Origin of the sequence: Bacteroides sp. LFL-34, from assembly GCF_027257075.1 — a bacterium.
GTDB classification, from domain to species: domain Bacteria; phylum Bacteroidota; class Bacteroidia; order Bacteroidales; family Bacteroidaceae; genus Bacteroides; species Bacteroides ovatus.
In genome coordinates, this window is sequence record NZ_JAPQKZ010000004.1 from 179,400 (window position 1) to 204,717 (window position 25,318).

The 25,318-nt window shown below is 41.1% G+C and carries 12 protein-coding genes and 1 pseudogene; all 13 read left to right on the forward strand.

The genetic code is table 11. The features are described 5' to 3' along the window. The first annotated feature begins 11 nt into the window (after positions 1-11). The 13 genes and pseudogenes from N5O98_RS03910 (at position 12) to N5O98_RS03970 (ending at position 25,303) form a co-directional block, all read left to right on the forward strand. Positions 12-929, forward strand: a complete 918-nt coding sequence (locus N5O98_RS03910; RefSeq protein ID WP_004311099.1) for an alkaline phosphatase — start codon at positions 12-14, stop codon at positions 927-929. A gap of 1,240 nt (positions 930-2,169) precedes the next feature. Next, a complete protein-coding gene (locus N5O98_RS03915; RefSeq protein WP_195664293.1) occupies positions 2,170-5,235 on the forward strand; it encodes a SusC/RagA family TonB-linked outer membrane protein in 3,066 nt (1,021 codons plus the stop codon). Positions 5,236-5,269: 34 nt separating this feature from the next. Beyond that, on the forward strand, positions 5,270-6,901 hold the full coding sequence (locus N5O98_RS03920; RefSeq protein ID WP_022200021.1) for a RagB/SusD family nutrient uptake outer membrane protein: 1,632 nt from the start codon (positions 5,270-5,272) through the stop codon (positions 6,899-6,901). Positions 6,902-6,932: 31 nt separating this feature from the next. Further along, on the forward strand, positions 6,933-8,495 hold the full coding sequence (locus N5O98_RS03925) for a glycoside hydrolase (RefSeq protein ID WP_032856135.1): 1,563 nt from the start codon (positions 6,933-6,935) through the stop codon (positions 8,493-8,495). Positions 8,496-8,518: 23 nt separating this feature from the next. After that, positions 8,519-9,703 carry a hypothetical protein gene (locus N5O98_RS03930; protein WP_004311095.1) on the forward strand — a complete coding sequence of 395 codons (1,185 nt, stop codon included), beginning with the start codon at positions 8,519-8,521 and terminating at the stop codon, positions 9,701-9,703. Positions 9,704-9,895: 192 nt separating this feature from the next. Next, positions 9,896-11,083 (forward strand): glycoside hydrolase family 130 protein, encoded by a 1,188-nt coding sequence (locus N5O98_RS03935; RefSeq protein WP_032856131.1) that lies wholly within the window; start codon positions 9,896-9,898, stop codon positions 11,081-11,083. 635 nt (positions 11,084-11,718) lie between these two features. Continuing rightward, positions 11,719-14,784, forward strand: a complete 3,066-nt coding sequence (locus N5O98_RS03940; RefSeq protein WP_118161327.1) for a SusC/RagA family TonB-linked outer membrane protein — start codon at positions 11,719-11,721, stop codon at positions 14,782-14,784. A gap of 31 nt (positions 14,785-14,815) precedes the next feature. Beyond that, positions 14,816-16,446: pseudogene (locus N5O98_RS03945) on the forward strand (RagB/SusD family nutrient uptake outer membrane protein). Positions 16,447-16,475: 29 nt separating this feature from the next. Beyond that, entirely contained in the window at positions 16,476-18,062 is a 1,587-nt protein-coding gene (locus tag N5O98_RS03950; RefSeq protein ID WP_004311091.1) for a glycosyl hydrolase, read from the forward strand. Between the two features lie 24 nt (positions 18,063-18,086). Further along, positions 18,087-19,268 carry a pilus assembly protein N-terminal domain-containing protein gene (locus N5O98_RS03955; protein ID WP_004311090.1) on the forward strand — a complete coding sequence of 394 codons (1,182 nt, stop codon included), beginning with the start codon at positions 18,087-18,089 and terminating at the stop codon, positions 19,266-19,268. 146 nt (positions 19,269-19,414) lie between these two features. Next, a complete protein-coding gene (locus tag N5O98_RS03960; protein WP_004311089.1) occupies positions 19,415-20,584 on the forward strand; it encodes a glycoside hydrolase family 130 protein in 1,170 nt (389 codons plus the stop codon). 321 nt (positions 20,585-20,905) lie between these two features. After that, the gene (locus N5O98_RS03965) at positions 20,906-22,795 is read left to right on the forward strand and encodes a sodium:solute symporter family protein (protein ID WP_004311088.1); all 1,890 of its coding nucleotides are present in this window, start codon (positions 20,906-20,908) and stop codon (positions 22,793-22,795) included. Positions 22,796-22,828: 33 nt separating this feature from the next. Further along, positions 22,829-25,303, forward strand: a complete 2,475-nt coding sequence (locus N5O98_RS03970) for an outer membrane protein assembly factor BamB family protein (protein WP_008775257.1) — start codon at positions 22,829-22,831, stop codon at positions 25,301-25,303. Positions 25,304-25,318 lie beyond the last annotated feature (15 nt).

The following is a 25,318-nucleotide window of genomic DNA, read 5'->3' on the forward strand; positions in this document are numbered from 1 at the left end:
ATAAAAGTATCATGAATAGACAAAACCTTTTAACATTGCTCGCTACATTCGCATTACTCTTCTGTTTCACATATTTTTGTAATGCCAAAGGAAAAGACAAGGCCAAACACGTTGTTTTCATCGGTTTAGATGGCTGGGGCGCATATAGCCTACCCAAAGCAGATATGCCTAATGTCAAAAAATTAATGGAAGACGGTTCTTATACATTAAAGAAACGTTCGGCACTTCCTTCTTCCAGCGCCATCAACTGGGCATCCATGTTTATGGGAGCCGGACCGGAACTTCACGGATATACCGAATGGGGATCCAAAACACCTGAACTTCCGTCGCGTGTATTGAACAAGAACGGAATCTTCCCGACTGTATTCCAATTGCTGCGCGACGCCCGTCCGGAAGCAGAAATCGGTTGCCTCTACGAATGGGAAGGTATCAAATATTTAGTGGACACCCTTTCTCTGAACTATCATTATCATGTTGCCGATTGCAACAAAACTCCCAAAGAATTAGGCAATATGGCATCAGCCTATATAAAAGAGAAACATCCGGCCCTTGTTGCCATCTGCTACGACGGCCCCGACCATACCGGACATACTGAAGGACATGATACTCCCGCCTATTATGAAAAACTCAAAGAGTTGGATATATATGTCGGTCAAATTGTCCAGGCTGTAAAAGACGCAGGAATCCTTGATGATACTATTTTTATATTAACTTCCGACCACGGCGGCATTGACAAAGGACACGGTGGCAAGACAATGCAAGAAATGGAAACAGCTTTCATCATTTCCGGCAAGAATATTAAAAAAGGACTTCGTTTTGATGACGTAAGCATGATGCAATATGATGTAGCTTCTACCATAGCATCTATTTTCAATCTCGAACAACCACAAGTCTGGATAGGCAGACCGATGAAGATTGTTTTCAAATAATCACTCTTTTCTCCATACTCATCTTATTTACTGAAACAAATACAGCAATAATCTTTCAATATACTGAAAGATTATTGCTGAAATATAGTCATTATACAAAAAGTCTACTCACTGAAAAAATGACTCTTCTTAAAAAAAGAATATCTAAACAGTCTGGAAAGGCATTAATTACATCCACCGTTTGAAAAGAATAGAAAAGCGCCGGCATTTACAAGTACAAAAATCTTTTTTATTATTATTTAAATGATTCCCCAATCAAATCGCAACATTTTTCCTTCTTTACCTACCATTTAAAAGGAATAAATTCGAATATTACACATTCCTGTCACTGTCTTGTTCTCAACATTTATAATAAACCAGAGGGAAAACAAGCACTCAATACCCCCTTCACATCTTCCTCACCGAGAAACAATAGCTTCTCCGGTGAGAAACAAACCGATGCACACCGAGGAACACCTCATTGGTTTTAAAGTAACAAGTGCTTTACGAACAGGAAAAGATGCATATTCCGTATAGTTTTATACAATATCAGCTTATATTTTCGTATATACATGCAGCTATTTATGCAATATCTTCTATAGTTCATCAATTTTAGCATAATCACTTTTCAACAAAATCTTAAAAATAGCACATTAATAGAGAAAAGATATGCAACTTTCAACTATGGTATCAGCCAAATTCCGGAATTATTAAAACGAGAAAAAGGCACAACCATTTGCTGCCTGCAAACAGCAAATGATTATATACCCAATTTTGAAGATGAAGTTTATCGCAGATCCAATGGAACCAAATAGTAAATCAAAGCCATTCATTCTTTATTTCATTTATCTTCTGCCGGAAATTTTTATATATCCCAGAGGGCATTATATAAATCAGGCTTTAATATTCATACCAATAAATTCGTCAATTAATGGTATTTAAGTATCACATTAAAGAAATTATATTGTCTTTTTTACTCATATTTATGCTTTTTGTTAATATTGTATTAGTATTTGATAAAATTATATTTGTCCCTCGTACTAAACCACCCTACCTTTGCTCCCAGATTCAAACAATATAAAATTATATATGCAATGAAAAACAAATTATTTTATCTTATTGGAGTAGCACATCTATTAAGTTACATCAGTAAATAGACTTCCAGTGTAAGCAATGTTGATGGAAAATATTCCCTATTGCCACTCACAATTAACAAAACGAATTATACGTCTAAGAGTTTATAAATCTAATGCAATAAATCATGAGTAAAAAAATTCATTTCTTACTTTTCTTCTTTCTCTGCCTAGCCAGTATTCCATTGGTAGCCCAGAATATTGAAGTTAAAGGAGTCGTAACAGAAGCTACGACTAACGAGCCCTTACCAGGAGTCACAGTAAAAGTTAAAGGAAAAGACACTGGTACAGTTACAAATATGGACGGTAAATATACCGTTAAAGCCAATAAAGGCGACATACTGGTATTCTCTACAATAGGTATGAAAAGTATAGAGCATACAATATCATCTAACGCTCCGATTAATGTCAGTATGGAAGAAGACAATGTGGCTCTCGAACAAGTAGTTGTCATCGGATATGGTACAGCAAAGAAAAGTCACCTTTCCGGAGCTGTAAGTTCAGTAGGCGCAAAAGAACTGAATGGTGCCGTTGCCACAAATGCAGGTACAGCACTCCAAGGTAAAATTGCAGGTGTATCCGTAACAAGTACTAGCGGTGACCCGAATGAAGGAATGACCATTAACGTACGTGGTATCAGTTCTCTCTCTAGCAATGATCCACTTTACGTCATTGACGGTTCTTTCGGAGACCTTAGCATGGTAGATCCATCAGATATTGCTTCCATTGAAGTGTTGAAGGATGCGGCTGCCGCCGCTATTTATGGTTCTCGTGCAGCCGGTGGCGTTGTATTAGTAACTACTAAAAGCGGTCGTAAAGACATGCCTACAAAGCTTGAGGTAAACTTTTTCACAGGTTTCAGCCAGACACCGAAAAAACTGAAAGTATTTAATGGTGAAGAATACAGCCGCTTCGCACGTTATTATAAACTGTCTGCTGATGGTTACGGTAACGAGGTCGGTGCTGTTCCCTTTGTAGGTGAAGGTACTGATTGGCAAGAGGTAATGCTTCGCACCGCAATGACATACAAAGCAAACGCAAACATCAGCGGAGGTTCCAAGACAAGTTCATATAGTGCGTCCGCAAGCTATTTAAATAAGGAAGGAATTCTCCGTAACACTAGCCACGAATCTTACAATATTCGTTTGAAAAGTGACTATTCTTTTCTGGATAATAGGTTGGTTATCGGTGAGTCGCTGATTGTTCGCTTATCTAAAGGAGAAGGAAACATCAATCAAGATACAATGGGAGAAATCTTGCGTTTTCCCTCAGTCGTACCGGTATTTGATCCGACAAACTCTACAGGATGGGGAACTTCGGCCGATATCAATCTCCCGAACCCGTATGCATATTACTCAACGGTGAACAAAAACAATGAGAAAACTCAAATTTTCCTCAACGCTTATTTACAAGCTGAAATAATTAAAGGTTTAAAGTATAAGTTGAATCTCGGACTTAGAAAGGATCATAACAGGAGCCGCACATATACAGGCATTTACGATTTGGGATCTGCTGGTAAAAACGATGCTCCAGACCTAAGTGAGGGATCATCCGATTACGAATCGTGGGTTTTGGAGAATACGTTGAACTATGACAAGGTATTCGGTAAGCATAATATTTCTGCATTGGTTGGTTATTCTGCACAAAAAGACAAGAGCTATGGATTGAACGGTAGCAACACGGATATTCCAGAGTTCATCTACACTATGACAGGTAACGTTAAGACAATGACAGCCTCTAGTTCATTGAAGGAATTAACTCTCGTGTCGCTCTTCGGACGTGTGATGTATACTTATGACGACCGCTACCTGTTTTCAGCTTCTATCCGTCGTGACGGTTCTTCACGCTTCCAAAAAAGACATCGATTCGGCAGCTTCCCTTCAGCATCCATCGGGTGGAATATCAATCGTGAAAAATTCTTCAAACCGCTGGAAAATATATTTGACCAATTCAAATTCCGTTTCAGCTATGGTAAACTAGGCAATCAGCAAATGGACAACTACTATCCCACTATTAGCATAGTATCCGATGGCATGAATTACCTTCAAGGAAATAATATATGGTTCGGTCAGTTACCCAACGTTACCGCAGTCTCACCTACCAACCTGACTTGGGAAAGTACGGAAACTTTTAACGTGGGACTTGATTTAAGCATGCTGAACGGTAAATTGACATTGACCGCCGATGCTTATGTAAAAAACACAAATGACGTATTACTACCCATTCCTGTTTCAGGTTCAGCTGGTATCAGCGGACTTCCTATCCTAAACGCTGGACAAGTACGCAATAAAGGATTTGAACTATCTGTAAACTGGCACAGCAATATCGGCGATAATTTCAACTATTATATAGGTGCAAACGTCACTACAGAGAAAAATAAAGTAACGAAGATTACGGCTGGAGGCGACGATATGGGTATTTCAGGTTATTCCGCTCACGCCGCTGCCAAAAATGGTATCAACAGATTTGAAAAAGGGCATCCTATGTCTTACTTCTATCTAGTTGAAAGTGATGGAATTTTCCGCACTCAAGAAGAAATTGACAATTACAAGAATAAGGATGGCAGACAAATACAACCGGGTGCACAACCGGGAGACGTTCGTTACAAAGACTGGAATGGTGATGGTATGATTGATGAAAATGACCAACATGATGTAGGCAATCCGTTCCCGGATTTCTCATTCGGTCTGCGCATGGGAGGCGAATGGAAAGGATTTGACTTCAATCTTTTCTTTGATGGTATGACTGGTAACAAAATATATAATTATCAACGTTATTGCCTCGAATCTGGCAAGTTCAATGGCAACTACAGCACGAAGTTGGCTAACTCATGGAGACCGGACAATCAGAACACAGACATTCCTCGTTTCTCTAAAACAGATGGGATAGACAATGGTTTAGCCTTTACCGACAGATGGCTGGAAGATGGTTCTTACTTCCGGCTGAAAACACTAGATATCGGTTATTCCCTTCCTAAGAGCCTGTTAAAGAAGGTAAAACTGGAAAATGTAAGAATCTATACATCAATGGAAAACCTGTTCACATTAAGTAAATATTCCGGCTATTCCCCTGACCTCGGTCAAAGTGGCAGCGTAGATATCGGAGTGGGTTACAACGTATTCTCAAGAGGAGTAGACCAAGGACGCTATCCACTCCCGCGTACTATCTCATTTGGTATTCAGGTTAGTTTATGATACAATGATAAAATCCACTAATTGAATTAATAACATGAAAAAGAATTGGTTATCATATATATGCATGGCAACTCTCTTATCCGGAGCACTGACTTCATGCAACGAAAATAAATTTCTGGATCTGAAAGATCCTAATCATTTCACGGAAGAAAACTTCTGGAGAAATAAAGCGGATGTAGAAAGCGGTCTTGCCGCTGCTTATTCCCCCATAAAATATCAAATGTACGGTTATTACGGAGCATTTGACGGATGGTTAAATTTAAATAGTCGTGGTGATGATATTTTTACGGTTCTGAATGAAGAACCTTCTATGTGGACCATCGCAACATTTCAAAACTCAACTACTACCGGATATGATCCGTATGGAGCGCTTTATGCTGGTATCCAACGTGCCAATCTTGTAATAAAAAACATCGATAAAATTCCAGCGGCAGGAATTAGTGAGGAAGACCGATCCATGATTAAAGGAGAGGCACTCTTTTTAAGAGGATTCCAATATTTCCTATTAGTTCATAATTATAAAGAAGTTCCTCTACGTTTAATTCCGTCTAACGAAGACGAAAGCAATAAACCCGCGGCTAAAGAAGAACAAATTTGGAAACAAGCAGAGGATGATTTAAAAAATGCTATAAATAGCAATATTCCCGTCACTCGTTCCGGTGACGAGAAAGGACGTATTGAGAAAGGAGCAGCCATCGCTATGCTTGGAAAAGTATATTTATACCAGCACAAGTATCCAGAAGCAAAAGCCCAACTGGAACTATTGACGAAAGCCCCTTATTATCCAGGACGTTACGACTTAATTGAAAACTTTGCCGAGAATTTTACTACAGCGAATGAGAACAATAAGGAATCTGTTTTCGAATTGCAATATAGTAGTGATGGTGAATTGACATGGGGTAACGAAAGCGGTATCAACCTAGGTAACTCACTTCCAACATTTGTAGGTCCGGTTGCCGCCGGTGGTTGGGCTAAGCTTATGCCTTCCAGCTTTGCCGTCGGCCAGTTTGTGAAAGAAGAACGTCCTGCCGGTTCGGATACGAAGTATGACAAACGCATGTATGCAAGCTTATTTTTCAATCCCGAAGCTATGGGAGATGTAGTGAAGAACGAGAAATGGTATGGAGGAAGCCGTTCTATGGAACAACTTTGGGATGGCAATAGCGGTAAAATGAGTGGTGGTGCTCCATCTTACAGTCAAGGTGACGGTAAGTTTTTGCTAAAAAAATACACTGCATATTTTGTAAATGCTTCTGATGCTGATATTATGGGTCATAAGGAAGGGAAAGCAAACAATTTACGAGCTATGCGATTCTCAGAAGTGCTGTTAATGTACGCCGAAGCTTGTGCCAAAACAAACGATGTAAACGGGGCAAACACCGCATTGAAGCTCGTTCGCAAAAGAGCAGGATTAGCTGATAAGACATTTGCCCAATCGGACTTGATGTTAGAAATAGAGCACCAATGCTTGCTCGAGTTCTTTGGTGAAGGACATCGTTTTGACGACCTAAAACGCTGGTATACCACTGAAGAGATTAAAAATATTTTCACTGAAAATGAAAAACAGGGAGCAGAATACTTTCAAGAAAAACATAAATATTACCCTATTCCTTCCGGAGAGTTGAACAACAATGATGCCATGGTACAAACTGAACTATGGAGATAATATTTTTACAACCAATTTATACTTAGAATATATGAAGAAGATATACTCATTATTATTTGTAGCATTATTCCTATTCTTAGGATATTCATGTGACGATGGAAGTTTAGACCATAGTGATGTTTTTATCCCGGAACCAGTTGAAGAAAATTTTGACGATGACGGAATTGCACCAGAACCTACAACTACCGCTGTTGTAAGAATGAAAATCAGAGAAGAAAACAAACATCAAGTAATTGATGGCTTCGGCTGTGCCTTCTGCGGATGGTCACATCGTATTTGGAATACGATGCAGCGTGACGCAGTGATAGAAGACCTGTTTAGTGAAAACGGTTTGGATTTAAATATTTTCCGGGGCGAAATATTCCCGTCTTACGGTAATCCAACTACAGGAGACATTGAATTCAAGATGGATCGCAATTTTATGTTGCAACCCGATGATCCTTCTATGATTAATAACTACTGGCGAAACTACAATGGTGAAGAGTGCGGAGAACAATGTCAACTTGGCCAAATGTGGTTAGTTGACCTTATAAGTAGAAAATATAAAGATGTCAATTTCTTCTTTTCAGTTTGGTGTCCTCCTATCAAATGGAAAAGCAATAACAAACTTAATGGTGGAAGCCTCAAGTCGGAATATTACGATGAATATGCCCAATATCTATTGGATTTCGTCGATGCATATGAACAAAAATTCGGCATTGACATATATGCATTATCAGGATGGAATGAACCGGATAAACTTGCTAGTTTAGGTGGTTGGGCAACCTGTGCATGGTCTGAAGAAGAAATGGCTAAATTTGTCCTCGAAAAACTTCGTCCAGCGATGGAGAAAAGAGGCCACAGTGATATGAAACTTGTTTATGCAGAAAATGCCCAGTGGAAATGGGCGGTCGATTTTATCAATAATAGTTTAAAAAAATATCCGGAACTGGTAGATCCAAATTTCATTGTAGCCGGTCATGGATATTCTACAAGAGATGAAAATGTCATTCCTTTTGAAGAGGCAGAAAAGCGCAATGTCCACATGTGGCAAACAGAACTTAGTGATGATAAAGGTCGCCAAGAGACATGGCCGGATGCAATGAAATGGGCTAAAACTTTTCATGCTTATATGGCAAATGCCAATATGAGTGCCTTTGTATGGTGGTCAGGTGCACGTCCTTGCAGCACTACGGGCGAAAACCTAATTCAATTAGAAGAGGCATTACCTAGTACATACTATTACAGAGTTCCACGCTACTATACTTTTGGACAGTTCAGCAAATTTATTGAGCAAAATGCCGTACGTGTAGACGTAGAAGCTATTTCTTCAGAAACAGATAAACTCCCCGAAGACTTGTTGGTTTCTGCTTATGTGAAAGATGACACCTACACTATTGTACTAATCAATTTATCTCAAAAAGAATCATTCTCTACATTGATTGAGATTGAAGGAGTGGAATTCCAAAATATGAGAACATATACTTCCAGTGAATATGTGAAGTGGAAACACAAAAAGATCAATCCGTCTCAAAGCGGTTTACGTTCTATTACCGTTCCCAAATATAGTGTTGTAACTGTGACTGGTAAAATGAAAAACCATGAAGTTGAATAACGAATTATAAATTAGAGAATATCATGAAAAGAAATATAATACACTTAACAGGAATCGCACTTTGTGCAATCGGATTATTTTCCGGTTGTAATGAAGACTTACCTAGTTACACAAGTCTGACTGTGGATGCAGAGACATTGACAATTAATTTAGATGAGACAACCGAAGGGAGTTTTAATATTACTGGGGGCAATAGCGGATACAAAGTGTCTAGTTCAAATGCTGCAGTAGCGACAGCAGTTATTTCGGGCAATGAGGTGATTGTAACAGGTTTGAAATATGGTACTGCAACGTTAACCGTTATCGACTGGACTAAGAATTCGGCAAATGTGAAAGTAGTGGTAGCTCAAGAACAGGAGTTAGCAGTAAAAACAAGTTCCACGACTATGTTCTTTGAAGAACACAAAACGCTCGAAATATATACTGGAAATGGAGGATATAGCATAACATCTTCCAATGAGTCAGTAGCAACAGCAAAAATCAGTGAAGATGGAAAAATAGAAATCACTTCTTCTATCGTTCCGGGTACTGCAATACTAACCGTGAAAGACAGTCACAACAAAACAGCCGAGATTGCTGTGAAAGTAATAAAGAGGCTGGTAGTAGATAATAGTGAAGATATTACTTATCTAATAACAAGCGAACCCGTTACGATTAAAATTTTGGATGGAAATGGTGAATATACTTGCACTCCCCCCAACTACTCCTCATCCTATCTCAAATGTACGATGGCAGAAAATGGAACAGAAGTTATTATTGAAGGATTGAAAAGAAACTATTTCAATAAAGCAATCACCATCAAGGACAAAGAAGGACAATCCATTGACATTCATATCAAGACTATTGATGAACCTTATTGGGAAAATCCAAGTTATCGTTACTTAATAGCTGGTTCTTATGCTTATCAGTATCTTTCTACAGCAAAAGTTGGTGAAGCTATTTATTCTGAAGAACTTAATATTTCGCTACTAACAATAAAGAGTACAGGAAGTTATGCTTCCGGATTTGCAGTCCAATTTACCGGTAATCTTGAAGAAGGAGCAAAGACCAATGCTGTACTTTATAAAGTTGCTAAAAATGCAATAGATAAAAATGTTGCCTATTCAATAGAAGACTGTAAAATAGATAAAGTAGAAGATGGCTGGTATTGGGTTAGCTTCTTGGAACCCGGTTACACCGTTCGTTCTTACTTTATCACTAAGCAATAATTTATAAACTTGACATATCCGTTTAAAAGCACCCCCATACTTTTAGAATGATAAAACATAAAAAGAAACTGTTCGTACAACACAGTATGCATTTCATGTCTATCTGCATTGTGAACAGTTTCTTTTTATCTTGTCAAGAAGATGCAAGGGAAATGGACTGCAAATCTTTATCTCTTAATATGTTGAATTGATATGAATAGATACAATAATAGACTTCATATTCTAAAAAAAGAACATGAGTCACTTATCTCACGTAAAAATAAGATGATATTTTCCGAAAATGGAATATTCGAGCGCTATAAATATCCTATCCTGACAGCTGCTCATACTCCCTTGGAATGGCGTTATGATTTGAATCCGGAAACAAATCCATACCTAATGGAACGAATCGGAGTAAATGCCACCATGAATTCGGGAGCTATCAAATGGAATGGAAAGTATCTAATAATAGTACGTGTAGAAGGAAACGACCGAAAATCATTCTTCGCCATTGCCGAAAGTCCGAATGGCATAGACAACTTCCGTTTTTGGGAATACCCGATACATTTGCCGGACACAGACCCAAGTGAAACAAACGTCTACGACATACGTTTGACGACCCATGAAGATGGCTGGATTTATGGAATCTTCTGTAGCGAGAGTCTTGACCCGAACGCTGCACCAGGCGACCTGTCTTCCGCCATAGCCAAAGCAGGCATCGTGCGTACTAAAGACTTAAAAAGCTGGGAACGGCTGCCAAACCTGATTTCCCAAAGTCAGCAACGCAATGTTGTATTACATCCGGAATTTGTTAATGGCAAATATGCACTGTACACCCGTCCACAGGATAACTTTATCGACGCCGGCAACGGAGGAGGTATTGGCTGGGCGCTTATAGATGACATTACCCATGCAGAAGTGAAAGAAGAAATCATTATAAACCACCGTCATTACCATACAATAAAAGAGGTAAAGAATGGCGAAGGTCCCCATCCTATCAAAACCCCCAAAGGATGGTTGCACCTCGCCCACGGTGTACGTGCTTGCGCTGCCGGACTGCGTTATGTGCTCTATCTGTATATGACATCTCTGGAAGATCCGACAAAGATAATCGCTGAGCCGGGTGGATACTTAATAGCTCCGGTAGATGAGGAAAGAATAGGTGATGTCTCCAATGTGCTCTTCTCGAATGGGTGGATTGCAGACGAGGACGGAACAGTGTATATCTATTACGCATCTTCCGATACCCGCATGCACGTAGCAACTTCCACCGTAGACAGGCTGATAGATTATTGTCTTCACACCCCGGCAGACGGTTTACGCTCTGCTGCTTCTGTAGAAAACATTTGCAAGCTCATAGAAGCTAACAAATATGTAATGGCAGAACAGGTTTATTTTTAAGGTAATGTGAGCTCAATACTTGAGCAGTATTAGTTGCCCGTCATTGACAAATTCCACGTCAATGACGGGCTTCTTATAAAGCAGGACACAAACCGACATAGATAAGTGCGTATTGCAGGTGAAATAACGCTTATCAAAAGTGCGCATTGCAGGGTATAAATAGGGAATTATTTCCTCTCTTTTTTATTTCTTATAAGTTATAGAATAAACCAATATAGCTATCTTATTTCTTATACGAAACAGAACAATAGAAGTAATATTCAAACAATCGATAGCAAAATAGTATCATTTATTCAAATATAATAATACCATATTTCTTTCTTATAATACCACAATTCCTTTTTTAAATATAATAAAAAAGACAGAAATATACAATATACTGGTTGCACAAACATAATAAGCAAAGCCTATATAGCTTATAAACAGAATATTTGGGCTTCACTTACAAGGTATGAGTTCTTAATCAACAATTAATTACACAAGAAAACAAGAAGCAAAATTGTATCAGAAGCGGCTAAAATAATATTTGCCATACATGCCATTATCCTCTACTTTTGCATCAGACGATTATCAGTTGAAATTTCCATGGATCGATTGATAATTGAACTAGAGTTATAAATCTAATGCAATAAATTATGAGAAGAAAAATTCATTTCTTACTATTCTTATTTCTCTGCATGGCTAGTATTCCACTAGCAGCCCAAGACATTGAAGTGAAAGGAGTAGTAACAGAAGCTACGACAAATGAACCTTTACCTGGAGTCACGGTAAGAGTTAAAGACAAAGACACCGGCACAATAACAGATGCAGATGGTAAATACTCCATCAAAGCAGGCAAAGGGAATACACTAGTATTCTCAACAATAGGTATGAAACAAATAGAAAGAGCTGTTACATCCGGAGCCCCAATCAATGTCACAATGGAAGAAGACAATATCGCTCTTGAGCAGATGGTAGTGATCGGTTATGGTACAGTAAAGAAAAGTCATCTTTCGGGTGCTGTAGGCTCAGTCAGCGCAAAAGAGCTTAACGGACAGGTGGCTTCCAATGCCGCAACAGCCTTACAAGGAAAGATTCCCGGAGTATCAGTGGCAAGTTCCAGCGGTGACCCCAATGGAAGCATGACGATCAATGTACGTGGTATCAGTTCATTATCTAATAATGACCCGCTTTATGTAATCGACGGATCATTTGGTGACATCAGTATGGTCGATCCTAACGACATCACGTCTATTGAGGTATTGAAAGATGCCGCCTCAGCAGCTATCTACGGTTCACGCGCGGCAGGTGGCGTCATCCTTATCACGACTAAAAGCGGTCGCAAAGACACTCCTACCAAACTGGACATCAACCTCTTTACAGGTATCAGCCATAATCCTAAAAAGCTGAATGTTTTCAATGGAGAAGAATATAGCCGCTTTGCCCGTTACTATAAATTGGCTGGTGACGGCTTCGGAGCTGAAACGGGTGCAGTTCCTTTCGTCGGAGAAGGAACAGACTGGCAGGATGTCATGCTGAATACAGCCATGACCTACAAGGCCAACGCAACCATCAGCGGCGGTTCTAAAACCGGAGCCTATAGCGCATCTATAAGCTACCTGAACAAAGAAGGTATCCTGCGCAATACCGACCACGAGTCTTATAACATCCGCCTGAAAAGCGACTATTCTTTCCTGAATAACCGACTAACTATCGGACAGTCTATGATTGTTCGCCTGGCTCAAGGAAAAGGTAATATTGATCAGGATACAATGTTCGGTATCTTGCAATTCCCTTCAGTAGTTCCGGTATATGATCCGACCAATGCAACCGGATGGGGTACTTCTGCCAATATCAACCTGCCGAATCCTCTAGGATACTCTAATGTAATAGACAACACTAACGAAAGCACCAGAATTTTCCTGAATGCTTACCTGCAAGCCGAAATCATTAAGGACTTAAAATATAAGTTTAACGTAGGTATCAGAAAGGACCATACCAAATCACGTACCTATACGGGTATATATGACTTGGGAACTTTTGGGAAGAATGATGCTCCCGACTTAAAAGAAGGTTCATCCACATACGATTCATGGGTAATAGAAAACACCCTGAACTACGATAAAGTCTTCGGCAAACACAATATTTCTTTGTTAGCCGGTTATTCCGCCCAAAAAGACAAACATTACGGCCTGAACGGAAGCAACTCCGACATTCCGCAGTTTATTGAGACGATGACAGGTAACACAACCACCATGAGCGCTTCCAGCAATCTCAAAGAATTGGCACTGGTTTCTCTCTTCGGACGTGTTATGTACTCTTATGATGACCGTTATTTATTCTCCGCATCTATTCGTCGGGACGGTTCTTCACGCTTCGGCAAAGGACATCAGTATGGTAGTTTCCCATCCGTGTCTGTAGGCTGGAACATCAATCGCGAAAAATTCTTCAAGCCATTAGAGAATGTATTCGACCAACTAAAGATTCGTGCCAGCTACGGTAAACTGGGTAATCAGGAAATTGGGGACAATTATTACCCGACTATCAGTGTGGTGGGTAGTGGTATGAACTATCTTCAAGGCAACAATATCTGGTTCGGACAAATGCCCTATGTAAACGCCGTATCTCCGACTAACCTGACTTGGGAAAATACAGAGACTTACAACATCGGTTTAGATCTTAGCCTACTGAACGGACGACTGACAATGACAGCAGATGCTTATGTGAAAAACACGAATGATGTACTACTTCCTATCCCCTACGCCGGTTCTGCCGGTATCAGCGGATTCTCGATACAGAATGCAGGAAAAATACGTAATAAAGGTTTCGAGTTTGCGGTGAACTACCGTGGTTCTATTAAAGATAAGTTCAACTACTATGTAGGGGCTAATATCAGCACGGACAAGAACGAAGTTATCAAAATATCTACAGGTGGTGACAATATGACTATCTCCGGTTATTCGGCGCATGGTCAGGGCGGACGTGGTATCAATATGTTCCAGGAAGGTCATGCCATGTCTTATTTTAACTTAATTGAAACAGATGGTATTTTCCGCAGTGCAGAAGAAATTGAGAACTATAGAACAGCCGATGGCAAACTGATTCAGCCGGGCGCCCAAGTAGGCGACGTACGTTACAAAGACTGGAATGGCGATGGCTCAATAACCACCGACGACCAGCATGATGTAGGCAGCCCGTTCCCCGATATGACTTTCGGCCTGAGACTGGGTGGAGACTGGAATAATTTCGACTTTAACCTCTTCTTTGACGGTACGGTAGGAAATAAAATCTATAACTACCCGCGCTATCGCCTGGAATCAGGAAACTTCAACGGTAACTACAGTACGACGCTGGCTAACTCGTGGAGACCCGACAACCAGAATACCGACATGCCCCGCTTCTCCGTTACCGACGGTGCGGACAACAAATGGGCTTATACCGACAGATGGCTCGAAGACGGTTCATACATACGTTTGAAAACACTCGATATCGGTTATACATTACCCAAACAGTTGCTAAAAAAGATCAAGCTTGAAAATGTGAGAATCTATACTTCCATAGAAAATCTCTTTACGTTAACCAAATACTCCGGCTACACGCCCGACCTCGGTGAAAGCGGTGTAGATCTAGGTACCACTTACAATGTATTCACAAGAGGAATCGACCAGGGACGTTACCCGCTCCCACGTACATTCTCTTTTGGTATCCAAGTGAATTTATAAGAAAGAACTAACACGTATAATTGAATATAGTATGAAAAAAAATTGGTTATCATATATATGCATGGCAGTCCTTCTTTCAGGAATACTTAGTTCGTGCAATGAATCCAGCTTTCTGGATCTGAAAGATCCCAATCATTTCACGGGGGATAACTTCTGGAAAAACAAGGCAGATGCCGAGAGCGCTCTTGCCGCCGCATATTCTCCTATCAAGTACCAGATGTATGGTTATTTTGGGGCTTTTGACGGTTGGCTAAACCTGAATGGACGTGGAGACGATATCTTCACAATCACTAATGAAGAACCGGGCATGTGGGCTATCGCTAATTTCCAAAACTCACCGACTACGGGAAATGATCCTTATGGCGCACTCTTTACAGGAGTACAGCGCGCAAATGTTGTACTAAGATACATTGACAATGTACCGGCTACAGGAATCACCGAAGAAGACCGTTCCATGATTAAAGGTGAGGCACTTTTTTGAGAGGTTATCAATATTTCCTGTTAGTTAATAACTACAAAGAAGTGCCCCTGCGTATCATTCCTTCTAATGAGGACGAGCCGAACAAACCGGCAGCCAGCGAAGCGGTACTCTGGAAACAAGCGGAAGATGACTTGACAGAGGCCATCAAATGCAACCTGCCCGTCACCCGTGTAGCAGATGAAAAAGGACGTATTGAGAAAGGAGCTGCTATCGCTATGCTGGCAAAGGTATATCTGACACAGCATAAATATCCGGAAGCTAAAGCTCAATTGGATTTATTATTAAAAGCGCCTTATTATCCGGGACGTTATAACCTAATGGAAAACTTCGCGGAGAATTTCACTACTGCCAAAGAAAACAACGAAGAATCTGTTTTCGAATTGCAATACAGCAGCGACGGCGACTTGACGTGGGGGAATGAAAGCGGCATCAACTTAGGAAGTTCTATTCCGCAATTCATCGGCCCGGTAAACTCCGGTGGCTGGGCAAAAATCATGCCGACTTCATTTATTGTCGGGCAGTTCATTTCTGAAGAACGCCCTGCGGGAGCCGATACCAAGTTTGACAAACGTATGTATCCCAGTCTGTTCTTTAACCCCGAAGCACTTGGCGATGTTGTGAAGAACGAGAGCTGGTACGGCGGAAATTATTCCATGGAGAAACTGTGGGAAGGCAATGCCGGTAAAATGGCCGGCGGTGCTCCAACTTTCAGCATGGGTGACGGTAAATTCCTTCTGAAGAAATACACTGCCTATTATGTAAACGACGAAGCGGCAGACAATATGGGAAACAAAGAAGGAAAAGCCAACAATGTACGTGTCATGCGTTTTGCAGAAGTACTGCTTATGTATGCCGAGGCTTGCGCCAAAACAAACGATGTGACAGGTGCCAGCTATGCCCTGAAACTTATCCGCGAAAGAGCCGGACTGGCAGACAAAACATTCACCCAGGATCAGCTTATGGATCAGATCGAACATCAATGTTTACTCGAATTTTTCGGAGAAGGGCACCGGTTTGACGACCTGAAACGTTGGTACACAACCAATGAAATCAAAACAATCCTCAAAGCAAATGACAAGCAAGGGGCAGACAATTTTCAGGAAAGGAACAGGTATTATCCGATTCCGACAGGCGAATTGAACAACAACTCTGCAATGCAACAAATAGATTTATGGAAATAATCTTTCCAATAACTTATAACAGAAAAATTATGAAAAAAATATATGCACTATTATTCGTATCCTTACTCTTATTTATAGGATATTCTTGTGAAGACGGTAGCCTGAGCCATGGTGATGTATACATCCCGGATCCCGTGGAAGAGTCGGACGAGGATGATGGTTTTGCGACAGAGCCTACAACAACGTCTGTTGTGAGGATGTCTATCGGCGAAGGACATCAGCATCAGATGATTGACGGATTTGGATGTGGTTTTGCAGAATGGTCTCACCGTATCTGGAACAATAACCACAGAGATGCCGTTATGGCAGACCTATTCGGTGACAATGGCTTGAAGCTAAACATATTCCGTGGAGAAGTATTCCCGCACTATCAGGACGACGTCACGGGTGAAATAGAATTTGGCATGGACCGTAACTTCAACCTGCCTGCCGACGAACCTAAATACATGAACAACTATTGGTTCAAATATCACGGTGCGGAATGTGCCGAACAGGTACAGCTAGGCCAGATGTGGCTGGTGGACTATCTATCCAGAAAGCATAAAAGCATGAAGTATATGTTCTCCGTATGGAGTCCACCTAAAAAATGGAAAGATAAAGACAGCAACTCCGGTGGCTCTCTGAAAGCTATTCATTATGAAGATTACGCCAATTATCTGATAGACTTCGTCAAAGAATACGAAAAGAAATTCGGAATAAACATTTATGGCTTATCACCTACCAATGAACCTGATAATACTTTCACTGCATGGTCTACTTGTAAATGGACTCCTGAACAATTGGCAGATTTCAGCCATAACACTTTCCGGAAATCTCTGGACGCGGCCGGATATAATGATAAAAAGATTATAATGGGAGAATGTTCCTCATGGTGGAAAGCAAGTTACTCGTCTTTCCTCACTGCATCCAATCAGTTCTTCAAGAAATGTCTGGAAAGCGAAGCTTCATTGGCAAATGACAACGTCATAGCGGCCGGACACGGATACAGTATGTCCAATTTAGATAATATCTTACCTTTCGATGAAGCAGTTAATGCCAATATTCCTGTATGGATGACCGAGAACTGTGACAACTTAAAACGTTCGGAGGACTGGAATGATGCCATGAAATGGGCAAGAAACTTCCATTACTATCTGGCACAAGCTAATGTAAATGCTTATATCTGGTGGGCCGGAGCCCGTCCTTGCAGCACGACAGGCGAGAACCTTATCCAGTTGGAAGAAGCCATACCGGGCACTACCTACTACAGAGTCCCCCGCTATTATACATACGGGCAGTTCACCAGATTCATCGAAGCCGGCAGTCATCGTGTAGATGTTGAGGCTATTCCTTCTGAAGAGAATCAATTCCCTGCAGAACTTCTGATGTCAGCTTATGTTAAGGATAATACTTATACCATCGTATTAGTGAACAGTTCGGAGAAGGAGTCATTCTCCACTTTAGTTGAGATTGAAGGAAAAAGTTTTCAGAACATGATTGCATACACATCCAGCGAAGACGTAAAATGGCAGCGCAAGAAGTTCAATCCTTCTTTAAGCGGGTTACGTTCCATTACGGTTCCCAAGCTCAGTGTGGTGACAGTTACTGGTAAGATAAAAGATATTGCAGCAGAATAATAGTCAAAATAATACTAGAATATCATGAAAAAGAATCGATTATATATAGCAGGATTCCTGCTTGCAGCCGTCAATTTGTTCTCCGGTTGCAGTGAAGATGATCCGTCCTATGCCAATCTGGTTGCGGACAAGCAGGAATTGACAATCAATCTAGATGAAAAAGCAGAAGGAGTGATTCAGATTATTCAGGGAAACGGTAACTACAAGGTTACCAGTTCGAACGAAGATGTGGTTACCGCTACAATCGACAATGACCAAATACAAGTGACAGGTTTGAAAGCCGGTGACGCAAATGTGACTATTACCGACTGGGCCAGGATGTCAACCAACGTAAAAGTAATTGTTGACCAATTGGTAGACTTGGTTCTGAAAGTATCTTCTACAGTTATGTATCCGAATGAAGACAAGACCATAGAGGTCTATACAGGCAATGGAGGATACAGTATCACTGTTGATAATCCATCAATAGCAAAGGCTGCGATAAATGATAAAGGGCAGATTCAAATTGAATCGCTGGCTCCGGGTACTGCCACTTTCACCGTAAAAGACAGACGGGACAAAACGACAGAACTCATCGTAAAAGTGAAAAAGAGAATGGTAGTCGACAATAGTGAAAATATCCCTTACTTAGTTATCGGCACTCCGGCTACTATCAAAATCCTGGATGGCAATGGTGGATATACCTGCACAGCAGGCGGTTCTGCAACTTACCTGAAATGCTCCATGTCTGAAGACGGTACAGAAGTGATAATTGAAGGACTTAAAAGATACCGTTACAACAACAAAGTCACTATCGCCGACCAGGACGGTGAAAAGATAGAAGTGACCATTACCGCTATTGACGATCCTTACCTGGAGAACCCGTCATATCGCTATATGCTGGCAGGTTCTTATTCTTACCAAAGCCTTTCTACTTCAAAAGTAGGAGAAATAATGCATTCGGCGGATTTCAACTTGTCGCAATTGCTTGTTAAGAGTTCGACAACTTCATCCGCATCCGGTTACGCGGTTCAGTTTACCGGCGATTTGGGAGTAGGCAGCAAGACGAATGCAACACTTTATAAGGTGACAAGAAACGCAGTAGACAAGAATGTAGGATATCCGATAGAAGATTGCCGGATTGATAAAGTAGAAGACGGCTGGTATTGGGTGAGTTTCCTGGAGCCCGGATACACTGTACGTTCCTATTTTATAACCAAAGAATAATTTATAAACTTGACACACATGTATTTCGGAAGTACCCCCATACTTTTGAAGTGACCAACATAAAAAGAGACTGTCCTTACAACACAGTATATTCCTTATTACTATCTGTATTGTAATCAGTCTCTTTTTATAAATTTTGAACAGATATGAATAGATATGATAACAGATTACGTATTCTTACAGAAGAATATGAAACGCTCATCTCACGTGAAAATAAAAGAATACGATCCAACAATGGCATATTTGAACGCTATAAATATCCTATTCTGACGGCAGCCCATACTCCACTCGAATGGAGATATGACTTTAATCCGGAAACAAACCCTTTTTTGATGGAACGTTTCGGTATTAACGCTGTATTCAATGCAGGAGCTATCAAATATAACGGAAAATATCTCATTATGGCACGAGTGGAAGGTTACGACCGTAAGTCGTTTTTCGCCATAGCCGAAAGTCCGAATGGGATAGATAATTTTCGTTTTTGGGAATATCCAATCCAGCTTCCCGACTTATACCCGGAAGAAACGAATGTCTACGATATGCGCCTTACCCAGCATGAGGACGGATGGATATACGGCATTTTCTGTTCGGAAAGCAAAGATCCGGACGCAGCCGCCGGAGATCTGACTTCTGCCGTTGCGGTAGCAGGCATCATACGCACCAAGGACTTAAGAAATTGGGAGCGTCTGCCTAATCTTATCTCTAAAAGCCAGCAACGCAATGTGGTACTCCATCCGGAGTTTGTCAAAGGGAAATATGCGCTTTACACCCGCCCTCAAGACGGGTTTATTGAAGCAGGCACTGGTGGAGGAATTTGCTGGGCACTAGTAGATGATATCACTCATGCAATAGTTAAAGAAGAGACGGTGGTAGAACAACGTTATTATCACACCATCAAAGAAGTGAAGAACGGTGAAGGGCCTCATCCTATCAAAACGCCACAGGGATGGTTGCACCTCGCGCATGGAGTCCGTGCTTGCGCAGCAGGACTCAGGTATGTGTTGTATTTGTACATGACCTCTTTAGATGCCCCCAATAAAGTGATTGCCCAACCAGGAGGTTACTTCATGGCACCCGTAGAAGAAGAAAGAATCGGAGACGTTTCCAACGTATTATTTTCGAACGGGTGGATTACAGATGAAGACGGAACGGTCTACATCTATTATGCTTCTTCAGATACACGGATGCATGTAGCTACCTCTACAATCGAACGACTTGTAGATTATTGCCTGCATACTCCGGAAGATAAACTTCGATCCGCTACGTCCGTAGAAAATATTTATCAACTGATAGAAGCTAATAAGGTGAAAGTATAGTAACTGAATTTTCAATATGGAAAGCACACCATCGCCATTCCTTCCGGAATTTGACAATGGCGTGCTTTTTCTGGTTCTTTCATTTTATTCATAAGATTGAGGCCTCAACAATATTCCTTTTTATAAACGATAAAATCGCATATCTTATCGTTTATACAGGGGAAAACCGACTTTTCAAAGGAAAACCAAAGTTGAAGTAAACACAGATATATTAATATAGTATCAGAATGAGTTAAAATAATATTTGTTTCCCCACTACTTTCGCCCTACTTTTGCATCAAATAAAATAATGATATATAAAAACCTAATCGAAATAACGATATGAAACTACACGAAATCGATATTCTCATCATTTGTGCCTATCTCATTGCCATGATTGTCATCGGACTTATCCTGAAGAAACGGGCTGCCCAAAATATGGATTCTTATTTCCTGGGAGGGAAATCATTGCCATTTTATATGCTCGGACTCTCCAATGCTTCCGGAATGTTTGACATCACAGGAACCATGTTGATGGTATATTGGGCATTTGCCTACGGATTCAAAAGCCTTTGGATTCCCTGGTTGTGGCCAGTATTCAACCAAATCTTTCTAATGGTTTATCTGTCCGTGTGGTTACGTCGTTCCAATGTACTCACCGGAGCGGAATGGATTAAGACACGTTTCGGTAAAGGTAAAGGATCGACTCTTTCACATACGATTGTTATCATCTTTGCATTACTTAGCGTACTCGGTTTTTTAAGTTATGGATTCATAGGTATTGGTAAATTTATGGAGATATTCATCCCCTGGGAAGTAGTATCTCCATTCATTCCTTTCAATGTGCCTGCAGAATATGTTCCTCATGTATATGGTATTTTCTTTACCACAATCGCTACTTTCTATGTAATGCTCGGAGGAATGTTGAGTATTGTATGGACAGACGTTGTGCAGTTCCTGATTATGACAGTGGCAGGTATCGTAATTGTTGTTATCGGAATGCAAATGGTAGCGCCGGACATGATTCATTCTTTCGTTCCGGCCGGCTGGGACTCTCCTTTCTTCGGATGGACGCTGGATATCGACTGGAGCAGCCGGATGAGCCTCTTGACGGAACGGATGGCGAATGAACCATATAGCCTGATTAGCATCTTCGTCATGATGGCCTTGCTCAAAGGAATATTTATGAGTATGGCAGGACCGGCGCCCAACTATGATATGCAGAAAATTCTATCTTGCAAATCCCCCAAAGAAGCGGCTATGATGAGCGGTTCCGTATCAGTCGTACTATTAATCCCCCGCTACCTGATGATTATGGGATTTGCTCTGCTGGCTATCTACTTCTTTAAAGAAGATGGCGGTCTGACACAAATGGAAGTGACACGAACGGATTTTGAAACCATCCTCCCCCATCTAATCACACGTTACGTACCTGTAGGATTAGCCGGAATCCTACTAGCCGGACTACTGGCAGCTTTCATGTCGACTTTTGCGTCCACTGTTAATGCCGCACCGGCTTATATCGTGAATGATATTTATCTGAAATATATCAATCCGAAAGCGAGTGTGAAAACACAAATACGCAGTAGCTATATTATTTCTGTCGCAGTAGTAGTTATCAGCACTGTCATAGGGTTCTTCCTGAAAGACATCAATGAAATATTCCAATGGATTGTTGGAGCACTCTTCGGAGGATACATCGCGGCCAACGTACTGAAATGGCATTGGTGGCGCTTCAATGGTGAAGGCTATTTCTGGGGAATGACCGCCGGAGTAATAGCAGCCATCGTCATGAAGTTCACTGTTCCCGACGCATGGGTACTCTATTTCTTCCCCGTACTGTTCGGAGTTTCCCTGATAGGATGCATCGCAGGAACCTATAGCGCACCTCCAACAGACGAAGAGACGCTCATCAACTTCTACACCCGTGTACGCCCATGGGGATGGTGGAAGCCGATTGAAGAAAAAGCATTGGCCCGTTACCCTCATATCCAGCCAAACCGCAACTTCAAAAGAGACGCATTCAACGTGGCAATCGGCATTGTGTGGCAATGCAGCCTTACCATTATCCCAATGTATCTCGTGGTCCGCCAGCAACTGGGGCTCTGGAGCTCTATTGCATTGCTTCTGGTTACGACCTTGATACTAAGAAAGACTTGGTACAAGCCTCTGTGTAAAGAAGAAATCAGATACAATGAAGAAATAAAACAACTAAAACAAAATAAGGAATAATTAGCTTAACACACTAAAAATTGAGAACCGACCATGAAAAGACTATCTGTAATTCTGGTATCATTTTTACTATATCTGCCTCTATGCGCTCAATTTAAGGGAACAGTTTCTGTCGACACTAATCAATCGGGCATAGTTGATAAAGGCGATAAGCCGCTAGCGGGAGTTATGGTAACAGATGGATTGAACGTAGTAAAAACAGATAAGAAAGGTCGGTTCTCTTTGCCGGGATTCGAGAAAACAAGATTCATAAGTATTACAACTCCCACGGGATTTGAAACACAACAATTCTACCTTTCTACCAAAGAGAACAGAAAAAGCTACGATTTTATCTTAACTGAAAGCGAGCGGACAAAACCCAGAAAACATTCTTTCGTGCAAATCACCGACACCGAAGTGACGGGTGGAATGGGGCGTTGGGTAACCGATCTCCAGCAATACATTCACAATGAGAAGCCTGCCTTCCTCATTCACACCGGAGATATCTGCTACGAACCGGGACTCACCATCCACAATCAAGTGGTAAACGCACAAACAATGGATTGTCCTGTTTATTATTGCATCGGTAATCATGACTTAGTGAAAGGCAACTATGGCGAAGAGCTTTACGAATCTCTCTATGGTCCGACATGGTATTCATTTGATATAGGTAACGTTCATTATGTAGTCACCCCAATCGACCACGGAGATAACCCGACCAACTATACCCAAAAAGATGTATACAACTGGCTAAAAAACGATCTTGCTCTCATAAAAAAAGACCAGGCACTTATCCTTTTCAATCACGACTTATTTACTCCAAATGACTCTTTCGTCTTTAAAGCAGATGACGATCATCTGCTTGATTTTCGTTCTTTCAATACCAAAGCCCAAATCTACGGACACATGCATTACAACTATGTCCGCAACCAAAATGGGATTTATACAATCTGTACCGGCACATTGGATAAAGGAGGCATTGACCACTCCCCTTCTTCTTTTAGAGAAATAAAAGTAGACGCAAACGACAATATCACCACCCAACTGCGATATGCTTTCATCGAGCCACAAATCGCAATAGTCTCTCCGATGAATAATCAGACGGCCGCAGCCTGCACCATCACTGAAGATCAGCTTCCTGTTTCCGTCAATACATATTATTCGCAGGCAAAAACGTCTCACGTTTCTTATATCCTAAGCGATTCGGAAAATAATCAAGAAATAGCAAAAGGCGATCTAGCCTCCCGTACTGAATGGAATTGGAGTGGAAACATTCAAATGCCAGCCAATGAAATGGGGAAAAAACTAAATCTTACAGTGACTTCATTCTTCAGCAACGGAAAGAAAGTGACTGCTACCAGCCAGTTTATCTATCAAAAGGACTTCAAATTATCCACTATTGCAGGTGAAGACTGGAATACATTACTTCAAAACGCAGCACACTCCGGCGGAGTCAACAACTCTCAAATCAAGCTCCCCCTGCAATTACAATGGACAGCTAATACAGGCAGTAACATTTTTATGTGTTCTCCCATTATCGCCGGACAGAAAGTATTTATCGCTACCACCGACGATAATGTATCACTGAACACATTTATCTGCGCATTTGATTTTAATTCCGGCAAACTGTTGTGGAAATTCCGTACTGCAAATTCTGTTAAGAACACAATAGCCTGTGAAAATGGAATTGTAGTGGCTCAAGACGCCTCCTGCAACCTCTATGCCTTAGACAGTGAATCAGGGAAATTACTCTGGAAACAATCTATTAATTTGGACAGCTATCCCTATCTGACTGAAGGCTTGACAGTAGGCAAAGGAGTGGTCTATGCCGGAATCGGCGCCGGACTATCTGCCTACAACCTAAAAACAGGACAAACGATATGGATTAACAAGGACTGGAAACAGCGGGAAGGTTCTACTACAACACTCACTATTGCCGGAGATGTATTAGTCAGCGGAACCCAATGGGGAGGTTTATACGGCAATGATATCCACACAGGAAAGCAACTCTGGAAACTATCTGATAACGGACTTGGCAACCGGGGAGCCTCTCCTGTCTATAAAAACGGGAAATTATGGATTATCTCTTCCAAGAGCTTCTTCACAATAAAGCCACAAACCGGAAAAGTATTGCAACAAAAAGAGTTATCAGCCAATCTGGATGTTACATCCACCCCACTCATCACCGAACAGGAAATCATTTTCGGTACTGCCGACCGGGGAGTTTTCGCATTGGACAAATCTACACTTTTCAATAAATGGAAAGCAGAAACGTCACCTTCACTTGTATATACTGCTCCTTATTCCACCACTCCGCAAGCCGGAGTTGAAACAAGTCCTGTTGCATCACAAGGAATTGTCTACATCGGAGCTTCCGACGGTTATCTATATGCCATCGACCAAACTACAGGAATTATAAAAGATAAACGACACATTGGAGCGCCTATATTTTCAACCGTAGCCGTATCCGGGAATAAGATGATTGTTTGTGATTTTGCGGGTAATGTTTATTGCTTTTCATCGAAGTAAACTCCCTCTTCACTA